Raw genomic sequence first — 16,459 nt, 5'->3', positions numbered from 1 at the left:
ACGACGAGCCATCTCAACCTCCCAAGGCAACTTCGCTCGCACCTTTTCCCGCAAATTCTGCCCGCCACAAATGGCAGAATCCCGCAACCTGCCCGCGAGGGCGGAAAGGACACGACCATGGACATGACGTTCAAGGGCGCTGCGAACCGCATCACCGATCTCGACATCCCGCGCATCAGGCAGGATCGGCGTCGGCGCGGACGGAGATCCGCGCCTTTCTCGATGTCGAGACCAGCGCGCATTGCTTCGACGCGCATGGCCGCCGATCATCCTGTTCGAGCCGCATGTGTTTTTCCTCAACCTGCTAGGCCAGTTCGAGAAACCGCTCATATTGGCGTTTCTTGCTGTATTCTTCACGAATCGCGCGGTTTCCCGCCCAACCGATTTTGTCCCAGCTCCCGCTATCCAATTGCTGTTCGATTTTATCCAATGCGTCCTGCGGTTGCTCGTAGACGACCATGGTTTCGCCATCGCGCATCGGTGCGGGATAATTGCCGGAATCGGATATAAGCAGAGCGCCCGCGCCCATCGTCTCGAAACAGCGCATGTTGCCACGGTCCGGACCCGCCATGTCGATCGAGGCGTTGACCACGACCTTGGCCCTTCCGAGTTCGGCATACATAGCGCGACCGAATACAGGGGGCGCACTCACATTGCGGATCGCACGCGGGCGTCGCACTGCTCTCAAGGGCCCGAACCAGCCAAGCGGCGTCTCGGCGAGTGGCGTGTAGCGTGACAGATCCAGATGGAAAACAACGTTGCGGCGCTTGGAAAGGCGCGCCACAGCTTCCAAAATCTGCCTCCGGCGCTGGTGATGGCGACTGTAGCCGCCGAAGAAAAGGACATCGATGTCCCTGTTCCGATTCGCGGCCACGGTGTCGAGCTCCGGATCGTGAGCGGGAAAGAAGTGAGCCGTCCTGGCGCCTTGCTGTTCCCAAAGCTTTCGCATCGACTGGAAATTGCAAACGACGAGGTCATAGCCGGAAAAATCAATCCTGCCAGGTGCCGCGCGCCAAGCAATCTTTCGCTTCACATGTCCCGGCAGTCGGCGCAGGAAAGAGGCGTCGTAACGAAATGGATCAAGATTGTAGAAGATGTCCGTCTTATGATGCTCAATCTGGGTAAGAAGGATATCGGCCAGCGATGCATCTTCGCCAAGCCCGTGTTCGAGCGCCCATGCCCGCTGCAGCGATTCGTCGTCTCCGTTCGTAAAGAACGCTTCAGGGCTGCCGGCGTGCACTGGCAACAGGATATGCGCCGCCGCGTAGCGGTCGTTCAAAAACACTTCTTTCTGCCGGTCAAAACCACGAACCGCCGCCACAAGACCAGCGAGTCTGGTGCGATAGCTTCGTGAAATCCCGGAGTTTTGAAAAAGTCGCATGGCTGGTTCCTGTTGGAATTCAGTCTCGGGTTCTCGAGCGCTGATGACGAAGCCTGAACAGAAGATGCGCCAGTTCAGGACTGTGCAAAGATTGTCGAACAGCGCGACGGAAAGCTAGGCGGCAAGACAGCTATGACGACACTGGTTGGAAGCGCAGTGTTCGGCCGCCCTGCATTTTTAGCTTCTCCCCGAAGTCGATTGGGCTGACAGTTTTTCAGCTACTAGAAGATACCCCATCGGCATGCTCTCGCGCGTCGCAAGCCCCAATTTCTTGACAGGTGGCAATGCGCGCATCAGCGTGGTTAGCCAATAGACCGAATTGGCAATCCGCGGACGAGAGGCTACCGCCTTCGTGGCGAGATCAGAAAGAACATCTGTGACGCCCCCATAGGACGAAAGCTCGACTGTGCGCAGGCCTGCCTGCATCGTCATGCGCTCCAATGCATAGCGCGTATAGCGGTGATAATCGTGGGGGGCCTCGTGCAGCCAGTAAAGAAACGGCACGCCGACTATCAATTTGCCGCCAGGCCTCAATGCCCGGGCTGCGCTATCGAACAGGGCCTGCGGCGTGTGCAGATGTTCGATGACATCGCTGGCAATCACCGTGTCGAAGCTCTCCTGCTCCAAAGCCAGCGGCTCGTTGAGGTCCGCGAACAGGTCGACGTAGGCGGCGCCATGAGCGCTACCCGGCCAATCGATGCAGAACACGTCACTGACATGGTCGCGGTAGACCCCGTAAAGCGGAACGGCCCCACAGCCCAGATCGGCGAGACGGCCCTTAGCATGAGTAGCGATCGCAGCGGCATAGACGGACGCCAATCGATCGGCTATCAACCGCGACCGCGCAGGGACCTCCTTGCGGTTCGAGCGCCAAACACCCTTGCTGGTCCGTTCGAACTTGGTGGGCTTCCACTGGTCGGCATTCTTCATTGAACTTGGCGCTCTGCGACGTCGAGAGGTTCCGTCATGGCCGGCAGCATCATGGCATGTCGAAGGCGATCACGTGTGTGCCGTAGCGTGAAATGGTCCAATACACGCTGCCGGCCGGCATCCCCCATCTTGGCGGCACGCTGCGGATCGGCCAGGAGACTAGCAAGCGCCTCTGCCGTGCTTTCGATATCGTGCTCTTCTACAAGTATGCCGGTCTCGCCATCGACAACCGCCTCTGGAATGCCGCTGTGACGCGTCGCCACAACGGGAAGCGCGCTCGCCATTGCCTCCAGGATCGATACCGGCAGGCCTTCCATATCTCCATCGCGGGCCGTCACTGAATGCTGCACGAAGATTGCGGCCTTCTGCATCATGCCCTGGACAAATTCCGTGCTTCGATAGCCGTGAAAAATGACACGATCCGATAGGTTCTTCTGCTCCACCAATGCCTTGGATCGCACCATCAACGGGCCGTCGCCAACTAGATCGAGTCGTGCCTCAGGAAACCTTGAAGCGATCCGGGCGAACGCCTCGACAGTGAGGTGCGGTGATTTCTTTTCAACGAACCGCCCAACGACAAGGAGCCGAGCGCTTTCGCGGTTCGATGGAGTAAAGCGCTCGGGTAAAATTCCGCATGGGCTGACGTGCAGTTTTTCGCTCGCACAGCCGATTTCAACCAGACGGTCGGCGATGAAACGTGATGGCGTGATGATGCCGTCAGCGCTGGCGAAGAGACGCCGATAGCGACGTCGCCACAAATGCTTCCTCGGCATCACGGTGGAATCCGCCCCATGGGCGTGGGCGTATAATCGCACGCCGGCGCGGCGACAAGCGCGAGCAAACAGTGCACCCTTAGTAAGATATTCGACGAGGACGGCGTCCACGTTGTGGGCCTTGAAAAATTCGACAACTCTGTCCTCGTCGCTCCTACAGATTCCTTCACGGACATAGGCAAGCCAAAATAGGTACGCCCGATTGGCGATGGGGCTAGGTAGCCAGCTAAACCGTGACGGCCCCGGAATCCCCGAAAGAACCGGACAACTGAACTGATCGGAACCGTCAGACTTCTGGCAGATGAGTACAGTATTGCCGGGTGCAAGGTAGCGAATATGATCTCGGATAAACGTCTCAGAAGGGATATTGAAGAATTGCGAAACGACCGCGATCATTCTAGTCAGCCTTTAAACGGTCTGACGCCATATTTGATTTTTCGGTGAGGCTTAAACAAATATCCATCGACTTTCGTAGTTATCTTGCGGAGCAAGGAAGGGGGGACTGAACGAAAGTCGAGGCTCACTTCCCGCACAAAGACCGCGTGGATGTATTGGTTACCCAAGACGTGTTTCGTTGAATACACCCGCCAACCACCAGCTTCCACTTCGTCGATGAGCACCGATAGAGGGATAGAGTTATCTATGATTTGGATCTCTTCAGGCTGGTTTATGCGCAAGAAGTCGAGAAATTCGGGCGAGGGGTAGGTAATTGCCAGACAACAGGATTGGCCCGAAATGCTGGCTAAGTCAGAAAACAGCTTCGTTCTATCGCCCTCGGGCACGTGCTCGATAACATCGATCAAAGTGATGAGTTCGAACGGCTTTTTCGCAACTTGTTCCAGTTTCTCAAATTGATCTGTCACGCTCGCGGAAATAAACGTCAGATTTGGTTCGGAGCAAGTCCGGCGAGCGTATTCGATATTCGCCGCAGAGATGTCGATACCATAGACGTGGCACTCTTGGCATTGCTTTGCCATTGCCTCAGAGACAATCCCAATTCCGCATCCAATGTCTGCGATCGCAGTCCTGCTCTTCACGAGTGGCTTCACGAGTTCAATTGCTGCCCTGAGTCTAGCGTTTGGTCCGCGGATTCTATAGTTGACCATCCGTTTGGACAGAAATTCGTCATAGAATTGCTTTACCGCTTCATCTACCATCTCTTTAGCCTCTATTTCTTGAAAGGAACGGGATAACGCGCAAGACAAGGCCCCTATTGCGGGGGCTGATGACGCAAGCTAAGCCAACCAGCACGCAATAGAGCCCAGCAACCATTGGGAACTTCACCAACACAAAGCCAATCGCGTCAACAGGCGATTCAGAAACTCTCGAACTGCTCCAGTATGGTGGCAACCAAAGTACGGTTGTAGATACAATTCCGGCTCCCACAATAGGAAATACCGTCTTCGAGATATCTCCCATGGATACGGGAGCCTTTCTTGATGCGTACCAAAACGATGGCAGCGCCAGGACGTAGATGACGACGGAATATGCAAGGGCAACACCCGAAGCGCCGTCGGACAACCCAATGGCAAACGCGGCCAAAATCATCGCTGTCGCAAATATTGACCAAGCAAACATCCGATTCGTTTGCTCTAGCGAAATATAAATCCAGCCCATAGCCGAAAGGGGGGTTGAGACGAATATCGACAAAGAGAGGTAATTCAAAATTTTAGCGGAAGCGGCCCACGAAGGACCAAGCAACAACGTGACCAGTGGCGCGGCAAGTACAAACAACGATGCGGCAATGGCCGAACCAATGATTGTGACAAGCGCCAGCATATCAAGAAAGGCTTTTCTCCATTGGCTGGACTCGGTTTGTAGTCGCGACAGAGCCGGTATGAAGGCCGTTGCAAGGGGACCGTTTACAAGTGAAATAGGCAGCGTGAAAATCGAGTAGGCGCGCGTATAAAAGCCTAGCTGAGCGCTTCCTAGGTAATAACCGATCAGAATATTGTCGGCTTGGCGGTGAAAATAATTGATAGCATTGAAAGCACTTAAATTAACGCCGAAATTTATGGCCGACCGGCTGCCCTTCCAATTGCCGACGCGGCTCGGACGCCAGGGCGACAGCATCCACTGGCCAACCGTGCCAACAGAAGCCGTTGTGAGCGTCGCGGCGGCAAGCGACCAGTAACCGAAGTCCCAGACCCATGCCATTGCAATACCAACGGCAAATCCGCACAAGAGACTGCCAAGGCTCACGCCATGCAGCGACGGCCATTGCATATTGCGAGTCAACAGCGCCTTGTGCTGCGCACCGGCTGCGGTGATCGGGATGGCGAGTGCCAGAACCAGGACGAGGTCCAAAAGGCGACGATCATTGAAGGTCCATGCAGCGAGCGGCGCCATCAGCCACGTCACCAGCATGAGAACGAAACCGGCGGCGAGATTGAGGAAAAAAAGCGCGCTCACGGTGTCATGATCAAGCTCTTTTCGCTGGATGGTCGCCATCGACAGACCCATGTCGGCGAAGACTCCGACAAACGCGGTGACTGACGCCGCCATGGCCACAAGCCCGAAGTCCTCGGGCTGAAGCAGGCGCGCCATCATCGCCATGTAGCCGAGTTGCATGAGGAGGACCAAAACCTGCGTGCCAATGGCTATGACCCCGCCGGATGCCGTGCGTCTCCCGAGATCTCTGGTCAGGTGTTCACTGGACAGTGCCTCCTCGGAGGCTGAGGGGATCAGTCTCAACGTTTGTACTCTTTGCCCTGGCCGGATTCCATTCGCTAGCTACGGCTTACCTAGTCGTGAGGGTGGACGTATTGAGGACGAAATGCAGAGAACAGGAGCTTCGCAAATATCTTCATCGAAAGCGCCCCCAGAGGGTCAATTCTACCGCTTCTAACACAGTTAAGATAGGCTTTAGCAAAGTACAATACATCTTTTCTTTGCACAATATCTGAAAGTTCACCATATGCTATCAATGAACTGTGCTTCTTGTAAAATTTATCAATGTTAAGTTTACATTTATACTTGTCATATAGCTGTTTTAATCCATGCAATCGTGTATTCGAATCCTTGGAAACACTATATCCTCCGTGAAGCGTGTAAATAGTCAATGGCTCATGAATGCTATAGAATTTAACTTCGTTCATAGCCATCCGCAACCAAAGATCCCAGTCTTGGAAACTTGATAGCTCGGGGTCGAACCCATCCACTGCGTCCAGGCACGTCTTTCTCGCAGAGACAGCGCTAGCGGTATGCAGGGCAAATGAGCCATCCGACATTGCCGTTACGACGTTTTCCGGTACCGGTCGGCCAAAGGCGAAAGTATCTTTCCTTTTACCGCTATCGTGACGTACGATCGCGCCTGAATAGACTACACCGATACGTCGATTCGCAGTGTGTGCAGCTAAATGTCGTTCGATCTTATTTGGTAACCAGTGATCGTCATCATCAAGAAAAAATATAATTTCTCCAGAAGCATTCTTAATGCCAACATTCCTTGCTTCACCACCTTTCAGTCGTTTGGAGCAGGAAATGACACGAACGGTGTTGTTTTTTGCGACCTCATCGAGGCGAAAAATCTCATCATACTCATCTGGATCGGAGACAATCACTAGCACCTCATCAGGCGTAGAGGATTGCTCCAAAACGCCTCTCAAGGCTCTACGAAGCATTGGAATCCGCCTAAAAGTTGGAATAATGACGCTGACCGAAAATTTGCTCATCCGTCTGTCTTCCTAAGTATTCCAGATGGATTGTTTGAATCGAATACCGCTTTCCGACAGAGATCAGGCAGTGCGCGCATCTACGCCCCTGCCAAGACAATCGACGATTTGAACGACTTTCACTGAGCAGCCTCGCCTGTAGTGCCATTGCCATCCCGAAAAAAAAGCGCATCGATCTGGTTAAGCCGATGGGTTTGCGGATTGCGGAATCCAATCCAGATGTCCCATAGGCCGAAACCCTGCTCGGCCATCCACTGCTGTACCGCGATCCCCGAAGATTGCCCGGCATAAAGATCGACCAACGAAAGCTCGACGAGAATGCCCTGAACGTGCGGCAGGACGGCGCGCGCGCCCTCAAGAACCAGGGCCTCGCTGCCCTGCACATCGATCTTCAAGAAGACATTGCGACCGATCAGACCAAGGTTAGGCCAAAGTGCGTCGAGCCTCTGGGTTTCGACCTCGATCTGCCTGTCCACCTTGACCTGCGGGGCCGACTCGACGAAGCCTCCGAGCGGCTCGAGCAGCGAGCTGCTGGCAGAGCCCTGCGTAACATAAAAGCTCGCCCTGCCCGCTTTGTCGCCCACTGCCAAACGCGGTGCGATGGACCATCGGTCCCCGAACACTGCGGCCGCTTCGAGCAAGAGCGCGTGCTCGTCGGGCAGCGGCTCGAACGAGATGATACGCCCCTCAAACCCGCTTTTGAAAAGCTGCTGGGCGAATTGCCCCCGATTGGCGCCTACATCGAGAACCGTATCGATCCCGTGCATGCGCAGGAAATGAATGAAACGAAGGTCATCGCGCGAATTCAGGCCGTTCAGCCGGATGTCCAAGCCAAACCGTCGGCCGACGTCGCGTAGAGCCTGTTTAGTCTGCGGACCCATGATGTTCCATTTTGATGCTTGGGATTTCTTGTTTTTTGCCACTACCGATGCGGTTCAGCTTTCCCGCCAGTTGCGTCGGCAAAGTCATTGTCCCGATTTTCAAATGCCGCACGCAAACGTGCCACCGATTGGTCCCGGCATGTCATTGCTATACCGTCGGACTGCGGCTGCGTGTCCGCTTCGCCGATCTTCGTGAGAATTGCCACGCCCTCGTCAATATCACCGAATGCGCAACGATGAACCGGATAATTGAGGTGCGATGCAATGCTGTCAATGTACGATCCCCGCCGGACAATGGCTTGTTTACCAAGCTGCATGGCGCGGCCGAACAGCCCGGAAGAAGAATCATAGGACGGGTCGTAGCAGGCCCATAGGCAGGTAGCGCACAGCTTCGCAGACAAAACCTCGTCATCAGTCAGATAGCGGTCGATCACCAGGCCGCCGGCCTCGCTCACCAGTTCTGCGAACCGCTTTTGATCTGCCGGGACTTTACCGGCGACGACAATCATCAGCCGGTCGGTAATGGCAGGCTTGGCTTGCAAGATTTTGGCCAGGAACGGAAAACCTTTCATGACGGACGGTCCGCCAAGAAACAAGAGGATGGGGCGACCCTGGGCCTTCCGTTTCACGTCCTGCGCAAGTGCGCTGTCGGGCCAATCGGCGTACGCGGTCCTACTGTCCAAATCCCAAAACTGCGGATCGTAAATCCAGTTATCTGCCACGCTCGCGAACCGTTGATCGAGATAGAAGGGCAGGATCGACAGTAAGGTCACACTTCGGAGCCGCTTGAGAAGGCGAAAAGCGTGGCGCCGCACAGTGGTTTTAAAGAAGCCCCCGATGAAGCAAAGCCTCGGACTCATGAAGATCGCGACCGTGCGGCGACCGAGGACGGCGCGCAATATGGCTACGACAAAAAAGAACGCGATGTCGTCCTCAAGCGTGGCAAACAGCACTGAGTCCGCGGCCAGAAGCGTCCTCAACGTCGAAACGCCGCGAGGTTCGATGAGTCGAGTGAGCCCTGTGACACCAGACAAAGTCTCGACATAAGACTCGCGATGCCCAAGGGGCGAGCCCACGGTGACGTAGCCTCGCGTGACGACTTGCCCCATCACGGAGGGTCGGGGGCTCGATCTCGCTTTGGCGCCTGGCCCAGCATCAAATCTGCGGTGCTCGCTCTGAAACGACATCATCGAATATTCCCTAACCGCCCGCATTAAAGTCTATGGTCGAGACCAGGGCGTCCGGGAAAGCCGCGTTGAAGATCGAATTTCCCGTCCCAGATCGCTGGCATGCCACCAAGATAGACTGCCCACATGGAAAACGTCGATCGGGAAGCGATCACCACACGCGCCCGTGACAGATTGTGCATCGCGGTGAGCGCATTGCCGCTCGGATCCATCGTAAGATCCGGTATCCCCAATTCGCGCTTGACGAAGTTCACGTCGCCATCCGTAAAAAGCGTAGTTCGCGGATTTGCGGTGCCAGCGAGCCGCCGTGCTTCTGCGAGTGCGGCGCGATACCAATCGAAGGGCAACCGAACATTATTGCCACCCTGATCGCTACCAGACTGCGCGAAATCACCGAGCCGGATGTGGAGCCCTATGTCATAAGCATCGTCCATGACTCCGACGCCGCGGACCGTATCCTTGAGCCAGGCCGACACGATTTCGCCATGACCGGCGAGGTCATGGAAATAACTCTTTAGGCCCGAATAGCGCACCGCAACGCCGATCTCGCCGCGATAGGCATCTTCGTCGACCTTCGGACACCACTGAGCTTGCGCCCAATCGCGCCACTCGGCACCCGTGCGGCTGCGTATCACGTTGCCGTAGGTTCGCGTGTCCCGTTCGCGGCGGAGGAATGTTCCCAGCTTGAGCTGTCTCAGGGTCGGATGAATGAAGACACCGCCGTGAACCTTCTGCCCGATCAACGCGCGCGCGATCGGAAAGAGAAGATTGCCTAGCCCTGGCCCGGGTGAGCGGATGACACCCGCATCCCAGCGGCTAAGAACCGGCAGATGCCACGGTCCTCCCCTGGTCAGTTCATCATGGGACGCCAATCTAGCCAAGCTTTCGGACGGCCAAAAACTGATCGTTGAGGACGGAAAGTCTCCATTGTGTTTCCGGCAGCAGCATTTCCAGCTTTTGCATCACTTCCGATTTCCTTGGCCATCCCGGCTCGACGCCGAAGAGTCGGAAATCATCGACCACAACCGCAACAAAATTCGAGATGAAAGGCGCGATGAGATCGAGTTCTTTCAGCACCGGCTCCGGCTCGTCGCCCTGTCCCGTTTCGCCACCGCTGAAGTGTCCATCCAGATAGATAAGCGCCTTGTTCACCCGCGAAGCTATTTCGGGCAGCAGCTTGGCGCCGTCGCCGAGCAGCAATTTCACATTTTTCCGTCCCGCGCAGCGCTTGCTGGCTTGATGATACAGTGCTTCGTCAATTTCGACCGAGATCACCTTCTCAAACAGGTGAGATATTCGTTTTGTCGTCACGCCCTTGTAGGAGCCAATTTCCACCGCAGTCGTGGCGCCAGTCATATCCCTGCAGGTTTTCATATTGTGCAACTTCGTTAGCGAATGCGGGACAAACTGTCGGTTGCGCACCTTCGCAATGAGGTCAAGGGCATAGCCTCCGATCGGCTCCAAAATGCTCTTTGGGTCATTCATCAGATAGATTTCTTCATGCGTGATTTACCGCCTTGTTTCGACGAAAGCTGCCCCAGCTTGCGCACTGGCTTCGCAATGAGCGCGTAGTCGAGGGGCCCTGACCCAAGCCAACGGCGTCTGGAACGTAGCGCTTCCAGATTGTGTCCGATGTGGGAACGGAAGCTCCTTGTGCTTGCGCCTCCGATCATCATGTCAACAAGGACCTGATCCATCGTCGCGAGCCTGAATCCATGGAGCTCGACGGCCCGCAGCATCCAATCGTAGTCTGAGGAAACCTTCAGCGTCAGGTCGAACGATCCGACCTTTTCGGCAACGCGGCGCCGGACATAGAAGGTCGGGTGAGCAGGCATCCAACCCGAACGGAACCCGTTGTGAGGTCTGGGTTCTGCCCGCCAGCGACGAACGACCCGTTTGTTGTCATGGTTGTCGACAAAGTCGAGATGGCCGTGGACAATTTCGGCGTCGGCAAGCGCCCCGCTGATCTTGCCGAGCACGGAACTGTCATGGAACGCGTCGTCCGCGTTAAGAGCCCCGATTGCCTCGCCCGTGCAAAGTGCGAGTCCCTTGTTGAGTGCATCATACATTCCGCTGTCGGGCTCGCTGACCAGCCGGATCTGCTCCTGTGGGTAGGACCGGACAATTGACACCGTCTCGTCCGACGAATTGCCGTCGATGACCACCAGTTCCTTGTCGCGATGATCCTGGGCCAGGAAGCTATCGATCGTATGCCTGATCGTCGCCGCAGAGTTCCAACAGACGGTCAAGACCGAGATTTTCATGTCGACCCGGCCCAGTCGCCTACTGTGCCGCAACGCGGATTCGATCCTCATCCAGGCGCCGGTGCTCGAATTCCCGTCTTACCGTTTCAAGGTCGGACTGAACCATTTCCTGGACCATCGCATCGAGCGAGGTTGTTGCCTTCCACCCGAGAACGCGCTCCGCTTTCGAGGGGTCGCCGATCAACAGCTCTACTTCGGTCGGCCTGAAATAGCGCGGATCCACCTCGATCAGGACAGCGCCTGATTTTGCATCGACGCCTTTTTCGTCGATACCGGAACCGACCCACTCGATCTCGATGCCGACCTCGCTGAATGCAAGCTCGACAAAGCGGCGGACCGAATTCTTTACGCCGGTTGCAAGGACGTAGTCGTCCGGCACTTCATGCTGAAGGATTCTCCACATGCCTTCGACGTAATCGCGGGCATGGCCCCAATCCCGTTCAGCCGACAGATTGCCGAGGTAGAGCTTGTCCTGGAGGCCGAGCCTGATTGCAGCAGCCGCGCGCGTGATCTTGCGGGTGACGAAGGTCTCGCCGCGCATCGGGCTTTCGTGATTGAACAGGATGCCGTTGGAAGCATGGATATCGTAAGCTTCGCGGTAATTCACGGTGATCCAGTAGGCGTAAATCTTTGCCGCCGCATAGGGCGAGCGAGGATAGAAAGGCGTCGTCTCCCGCTGCGGAATCTCCTGCACCTTGCCGTAGAGCTCGGAAGTCGACGCTTGGTAAAAACGCGTCTTTTTTGTCAGGCCAAGCAGCCGGATGGCTTCAAGGAGACGCAATGTGCCGATCGCGTCGGCATTCGCGGTATATTCCGCGGTCTCGAAACTCACCTGGACATGCGATTGTGCAGCGAGATTGTAGATCTCGTCTGGCTGCACCTCCTGGACGATGCGGATGAGGTTGGTGGCGTCGGTCATGTCGCCATAATGCAGCGACAGCCTTACGTCCTTCTCATGCGGATCCTGGTAGAGATTGTCGATGCGACCGGTGTTGAACGACGATGAACGTCGCTTGATGCCGTGGACGTCATAGCCCTTTGCCAGCAGGAGTTCCGCCAGATAGGCGCCATCCTGACCGGTGATGCCGGTGATGAGTGCGGTTTTTCGGCTCATTTTGTTCCCTTCGGCGGCTATAGAAACACAACCATATTCTCCAGTCGAACGGCGGCATTCGACCCCTGGAGCAGACTAATTCAACTTGGCTATTATCGTGACCCAAACCCGCTTAGCATCGTTTTTAGGGTCCTTAGCACAATAACGATATCGAGCCATGGCGAGAAATTCTTGATGTAATAGAAATCATAGTGCAGCTTCTCGATCTCGTCGTCGTCGTCCGACACGTATCCCTGATTCACCTGAGCCCACCCTGAAATTCCTGGACGAACGATATTTCGGTAGCGATAGAACGGCAGCGCCATCGAATAATGAGAAGACAACACCGTCGCTTCGGGGCGGGGCCCAATCCAACTCATTTCCGAGCGAACGATATTTATCAACTGCGGCAGTTCGTCAATTCGGCTCCTGCGAAGGAAGCGGCCGAGCCGGGTGATCCTGCTGTCGCCCGGCTTCGTCACTGCAAGACTGCGAACGTTGGCCGCATCAGGTGCGCTGACGGTCATTGTTCGGAACTTAAAGACCGTAAATGATTTTCCGCCGTAGCCTAAGCGCTCCTGGCGAAATATGGCAGGTCCGGGAGATTCCAGCCTGATCATCAGCGCAATCAATAATAAGAACGGCGCCAGCATAATCAGGGCTAACAGGGCGGAAACCCAGTCGATCACCTGCTTGATCTTGATGTAAGCCTGGTTGGGATTAAGCGAACCCAGCGTGTTTTCGGACAAATGCTCAATTTCAACGCGACCCGTCAGAGACTCACTGATCTGCTTGACGTGATAGACAGGAACGCCCGCGAGAGCCTGGTCGGCTATGTAGCGCTCCCAATCATCGGATAGCTCGGCACGAAGGTCGGCCACGACGCCGCTCACGCGGTCAATGACCGTCTCGGGGGAGCGGAGCCAATGCCAATTCACGCCGCTAATCTCGTCAAGACGACTGACAGACCCGCCTGGAACCACGGCGAGACTGTACGGGTCCAGGCGCCGGCTCAGGATGCTCAGACTGAAATACCAGAAGATTGACAGCGTCAAACTGCCGGCTGCCTGGAAAGCGCTGTAGTCAATTCGGAACAGGAAAATCGCCAAATATACAAGTCCGTAGGACAGCGCAAAAGTGGGCAAAATATACCCAGCAGCCGCGACGCCCGGCAGATTGATTATTCGACGGAAGAAAAAAAATCCTGAAGTATGTGCGACGATGCCCGCAAACATCGTAATCTGAACGTTTGAGTCATACAATATATCGGTATTTATCAGCATTCTAACTAGCGCAGGAGTTAGAATTGCAAAAGCCAATCCACCAAGAAGCTGAAATCTAATCCGATGCAGCAGGTGCCGCTGGCTTTGCGGCTTTATGATTGGAGCATTCAATTCCAGGCGCTCACTGGCATATCGGTAGAGAATTCGACCATTCTCAATTCTCGGGGCCCGATAATTCTTCGATCCGACAATAAGGATTTCAAATCAAAATTCCTCGACCGGTCAACCGATATACCGAGGGAGCCGGTGAAGCAGCCCTCGGCTGCCCATCTGTTTTTCGCCTGCTTCGGTCAAAAGGCACAATCTCCAACAATGGCTACCGCACTCCCGGGTGAAACCCGAGAGCCGACTTTGCAGCAGCCTGCATCGCATAATCCGAGCGTCAATTATGCGATCGCGACGAGTTCCCTTGAATCCATGTCAACAGGGATCTCGCCATTCATGATGGCAACCAGGACCCGGGCCCTTCCGGCGGGATCGAGCCGGTCAAGGCGACCGATCATCTCGGCGAAAGGACCCGAGAGAATCCGAACCGAAGAGCCCGCAGCGAGGCCTCCGGTGAAATCAAGCAGGCCATCCTTGCCGGTCAGGGCAATGAACCGCTCCACCAGCCCCGACAGGACCGGCAATGGCCGCTCGCCCTGCATGATGAGGGAGCGCACGCCAAACGTTCCATTGACCGAGCGCCACTGCTGCAGCGCGACATCGAGGGCGATGAACATGTAACCTGGAAAATACGCCGCCGGTCGCGTCTCGATGCGCCGGGCATGACGTATGGTCTTCTCGCAGCGAGGTACAAACGGGTGAAACCCCTGTAACCGAAGATGCCGTTCGGCGACGTCTTCTTTTCCCGGAAACACGCTGGCGGCATACCAGCGTGCTGCGGTGCCGGTTGCGGGCCGCTGCAATGCTACAGTCGCCTTAACAGTTGTTTTTTCCGGGCTGGTCACGCATCCCCTCTCGGCGGTCCTCGGCATGGTTGACAGCATGGGTTACGACAGCGCGAAGATACCAGCAAGCAACCATGTCGCGAGAATCGATGTGGTTGGTCGAATCCTGCTAATTGTCCACTACTTTAGCTGCGCCTAAAAGTCCTCGCGCCGCTTTCTTTCTTAGCTATCTAGCAGCGGTATCGAGCAATTGCGTCGATATGTAGCTGCTGGTTACGCTGACTCGCGACGAACCGCTGGCTCTTCTGGGTCCTTAATCGGTCGATTTGAACATAGTGTGACGTTATCGTTACCAAAGCGTTACCGACCGCGGCGGCGGCCTGCTTCGACGAGAACTCGCGGCAGGCCGTCGCTGAAACGGGACCATGCGACGATCTGTGGTTGCGTGGGTCCGATCAGTGCCGCGCCCGATCTATCGACCAGGGGTCAGGAGCGTTTGAGCAGCGACCAGACGGCTGGCACAAGGCTCGCCGCCAGGCCGACCTTGATCAGGTCGCCGACGATGAACGGCACGACGCCGAACTGCCATGACTTTTCCGGGCCGATGAGCAGCGCCAGCCAGGCAAAGCCCATCGCCATCATGACGATTTCGGCAACCAGCATCGCGTTGAAGAGCTTGATCGGATGGCGATCCCAACCGCGATCGGCGGCCCAGCCGACGATCGCCGCCATGACGACGAAGCCGGCAAGATAGCCGCCGGTCGAGCCGAGCATGTAAGCGATGCCGATGCCCTTTTCCGGCGTGCCCTGGAAGACCGGCAAGCCGATGGCGCCCTCCGCCATGTAGAGAAGCAGCGTGGCGACGCCGAGGCGCATGCCGAATGCAGCGGCGATCAGAAAGACGGCCAAGGTCTGCATCGAGATGTCGACGGGTCCGAGCAGAACCCTGGTCTTGGCCGACAAGGTCAGCAGCAGCGTTCCGACGATCGCCAGCAAAAGCTGCGTCGCCAGGCGGGCCGCGCCCTTTTCAGGCAGAGCGAGAGAAACAAGCGGCGTCGTTGCAATTGCCATGGTCTTCCTCATTGCGGATTGCCGCAGATCGCGGCCTTGCGTTTTCCTATATTGGCTTCCGTGCTATGCGGCAATCGGTTTTGCCGCCTCTGGAGTAGAACTGAACGACATTGGCCATGGCGCTGAGATTCGACACCGACTTCGACCCGTCCTACGGCCAGGGCGTGATCGTTGCACCCGACGTGCTCCGGATTACCGCAAAAAATCCCGGCCCGTTCACATTCTACGGCACCAACAGCTACATCGTCGGGCGCGAGACGCTGGCGGTGATCGATCCGGGGCCGGATGACGATGCGCATCTCAAGACACTGCTCGAGGTGATCGCAGACAGACCGGTCAGCCATATTTTCGTCAGCCACACGCATCGCGACCATTCTCCGCTGGCAGCGCGGCTGAAGCAGCACACTGGCGCAATTATCCTGGCCGAGGGCCCACATCGGCCGGCGAGGCCGCTGCGCATAGGCGAAATCAATCCGCTCGACGCCAGCGCCGACACCGCCTTCAATCCGGATATCGCGCTTCCCGATGGTTTGGTGGTAAACGGCGACGGCTGGGCGATCAGAACGGTGCTGACGCCGGGCCATGCCGCCAATCATGCAGCCTTTGCGCTGGAAGGAACCGGTATCCTGTTCTCGGCCGATCATGTCATGGCCTGGGCGACCTCCATCGTTGCGCCGCCGGACGGCGCCATGGCCGACTTTATGGCCTCGCTGGATCGGCTGATCGAGCGCGACGACCGCCTGCTGCTGCCCGGCCATGGCGGGCCGGTGACAGCGCCGCGCAGCTTCATGCGCGAGTTGAAGTCGCATCGCCGAATGCGCGAACGCGCGATCCTGGAGCGGATCACAAGCGGCGACCGGACGATCAAGGAGATGGTCGCGGCGATCTATCGCGATACCGATCCGCGCCTGCACGGCGCTGCCGGACTGTCGGTGCTTGCCCATCTCGAGGACCTGGTGGCGCGCGGCCTGGTGAGCACCGACGGCGACCCTGCGATCGACGGCATTTTCAGCCTGCCTGGCTAAGATCCCG

Annotated in this window: 16 protein-coding genes; 1 reads left to right on the top strand and 15 read right to left on the bottom strand. The window is 56.6% G+C overall.

Features of this window, described 5'->3' with window-relative positions; all coding sequences use genetic code 11:
* Positions 1–304: 304 nt before the first annotated feature.
* The 15 genes from NMG70_RS07120 to NMG70_RS07050 all read right to left on the bottom strand — a co-directional run bounded on the left by NMG70_RS07120 (position 305) and on the right by NMG70_RS07050 (position 15,427).
* Positions 305–1,381 (bottom strand): glycosyltransferase family protein, encoded by a 1,077-nt coding sequence (locus tag NMG70_RS07120; RefSeq protein ID WP_254023874.1) that lies wholly within the window; start codon positions 1,379–1,381, stop codon positions 305–307.
* 177 nt (positions 1,382–1,558) lie between these two features.
* Positions 1,559–2,311, bottom strand: a complete 753-nt coding sequence (locus NMG70_RS07115) for a class I SAM-dependent methyltransferase (RefSeq protein ID WP_254023873.1) — start codon at positions 2,309–2,311, stop codon at positions 1,559–1,561.
* Complete coding sequence (locus tag NMG70_RS07110) at positions 2,308–3,480, bottom strand: glycosyltransferase (protein ID WP_254023872.1); 1,173 nt, start codon at positions 3,478–3,480, stop codon at positions 2,308–2,310. Before NMG70_RS07110 ends, NMG70_RS07115 begins: the two co-directional genes overlap by 4 nt.
* A 5-nt stretch (positions 3,481–3,485) precedes the next feature.
* Positions 3,486–4,241: a class I SAM-dependent methyltransferase gene (locus NMG70_RS07105; protein WP_254023871.1), complete on the bottom strand. Its 756-nt coding sequence runs from the start codon at positions 4,239–4,241 to the stop codon at positions 3,486–3,488.
* Between the two features lie 4 nt (positions 4,242–4,245).
* Complete coding sequence (locus NMG70_RS07100) at positions 4,246–5,778, bottom strand: lipopolysaccharide biosynthesis protein (RefSeq protein WP_301555133.1); 1,533 nt, start codon at positions 5,776–5,778, stop codon at positions 4,246–4,248.
* A gap of 50 nt (positions 5,779–5,828) precedes the next feature.
* Positions 5,829–6,758 carry a glycosyltransferase family 2 protein gene (locus NMG70_RS07095; protein WP_254023869.1) on the bottom strand — a complete coding sequence of 310 codons (930 nt, stop codon included), beginning with the start codon at positions 6,756–6,758 and terminating at the stop codon, positions 5,829–5,831.
* A 119-nt stretch (positions 6,759–6,877) separates the two neighbouring features.
* Positions 6,878–7,681, bottom strand: a complete 804-nt coding sequence (locus NMG70_RS07090) for an FkbM family methyltransferase (RefSeq protein WP_254023868.1) — start codon at positions 7,679–7,681, stop codon at positions 6,878–6,880.
* Positions 7,681–8,829, bottom strand: coding sequence for a hypothetical protein (locus NMG70_RS07085; RefSeq protein WP_436798356.1), 1,149 nt, complete (start codon positions 8,827–8,829; stop codon positions 7,681–7,683). Before NMG70_RS07085 ends, NMG70_RS07090 begins: the two co-directional genes overlap by 1 nt.
* Before the next feature lie 23 nt (positions 8,830–8,852).
* Positions 8,853–9,698 (bottom strand): O-fucosyltransferase family protein, encoded by an 846-nt coding sequence (locus NMG70_RS07080; protein ID WP_254023866.1) that lies wholly within the window; start codon positions 9,696–9,698, stop codon positions 8,853–8,855.
* A gap of 1 nt (position 9,699) precedes the next feature.
* A complete protein-coding gene (locus NMG70_RS07075; RefSeq protein WP_254023865.1) occupies positions 9,700–10,311 on the bottom strand; it encodes a class I SAM-dependent methyltransferase in 612 nt (203 codons plus the stop codon).
* On the bottom strand, positions 10,311–11,090 hold the full coding sequence (locus NMG70_RS07070; RefSeq protein ID WP_254023864.1) for a glycosyltransferase family 2 protein: 780 nt from the start codon (positions 11,088–11,090) through the stop codon (positions 10,311–10,313). Before NMG70_RS07070 ends, NMG70_RS07075 begins: the two co-directional genes overlap by 1 nt.
* A gap of 19 nt (positions 11,091–11,109) precedes the next feature.
* Positions 11,110–12,204 carry a GDP-mannose 4,6-dehydratase gene (gene gmd / locus NMG70_RS07065; protein ID WP_254023863.1) on the bottom strand — a complete coding sequence of 365 codons (1,095 nt, stop codon included), beginning with the start codon at positions 12,202–12,204 and terminating at the stop codon, positions 11,110–11,112.
* Between the two features lie 92 nt (positions 12,205–12,296).
* Entirely contained in the window at positions 12,297–13,466 is a 1,170-nt protein-coding gene (locus NMG70_RS07060) for a sugar transferase (protein ID WP_254023862.1), read from the bottom strand.
* Between the two features lie 386 nt (positions 13,467–13,852).
* Positions 13,853–14,416, bottom strand: coding sequence for a transcription termination/antitermination protein NusG (nusG, locus tag NMG70_RS07055; protein ID WP_254023861.1), 564 nt, complete (start codon positions 14,414–14,416; stop codon positions 13,853–13,855).
* Between the two features lie 426 nt (positions 14,417–14,842).
* Positions 14,843–15,427 (bottom strand): biotin transporter BioY, encoded by a 585-nt coding sequence (locus tag NMG70_RS07050; RefSeq protein ID WP_254023860.1) that lies wholly within the window; start codon positions 15,425–15,427, stop codon positions 14,843–14,845.
* Positions 15,428–15,543: 116 nt separating this feature from the next.
* Here NMG70_RS07050 and NMG70_RS07045 point away from each other — a divergent pair, with 116 nt between their 5' ends.
* Positions 15,544–16,452, top strand: coding sequence for an MBL fold metallo-hydrolase (locus NMG70_RS07045; protein ID WP_254023859.1), 909 nt, complete (start codon positions 15,544–15,546; stop codon positions 16,450–16,452).
* The last annotated feature ends 7 nt before the right edge of the window (positions 16,453–16,459 follow it).

Source organism: Mesorhizobium ventifaucium (assembly GCF_935822925.1).
GTDB lineage: Bacteria > Pseudomonadota > Alphaproteobacteria > Rhizobiales > Rhizobiaceae > Mesorhizobium > Mesorhizobium ventifaucium.
Note: the sequence above shows the minus strand (reverse complement) of the source record. Positions and strands in the feature narration are given on the sequence as shown.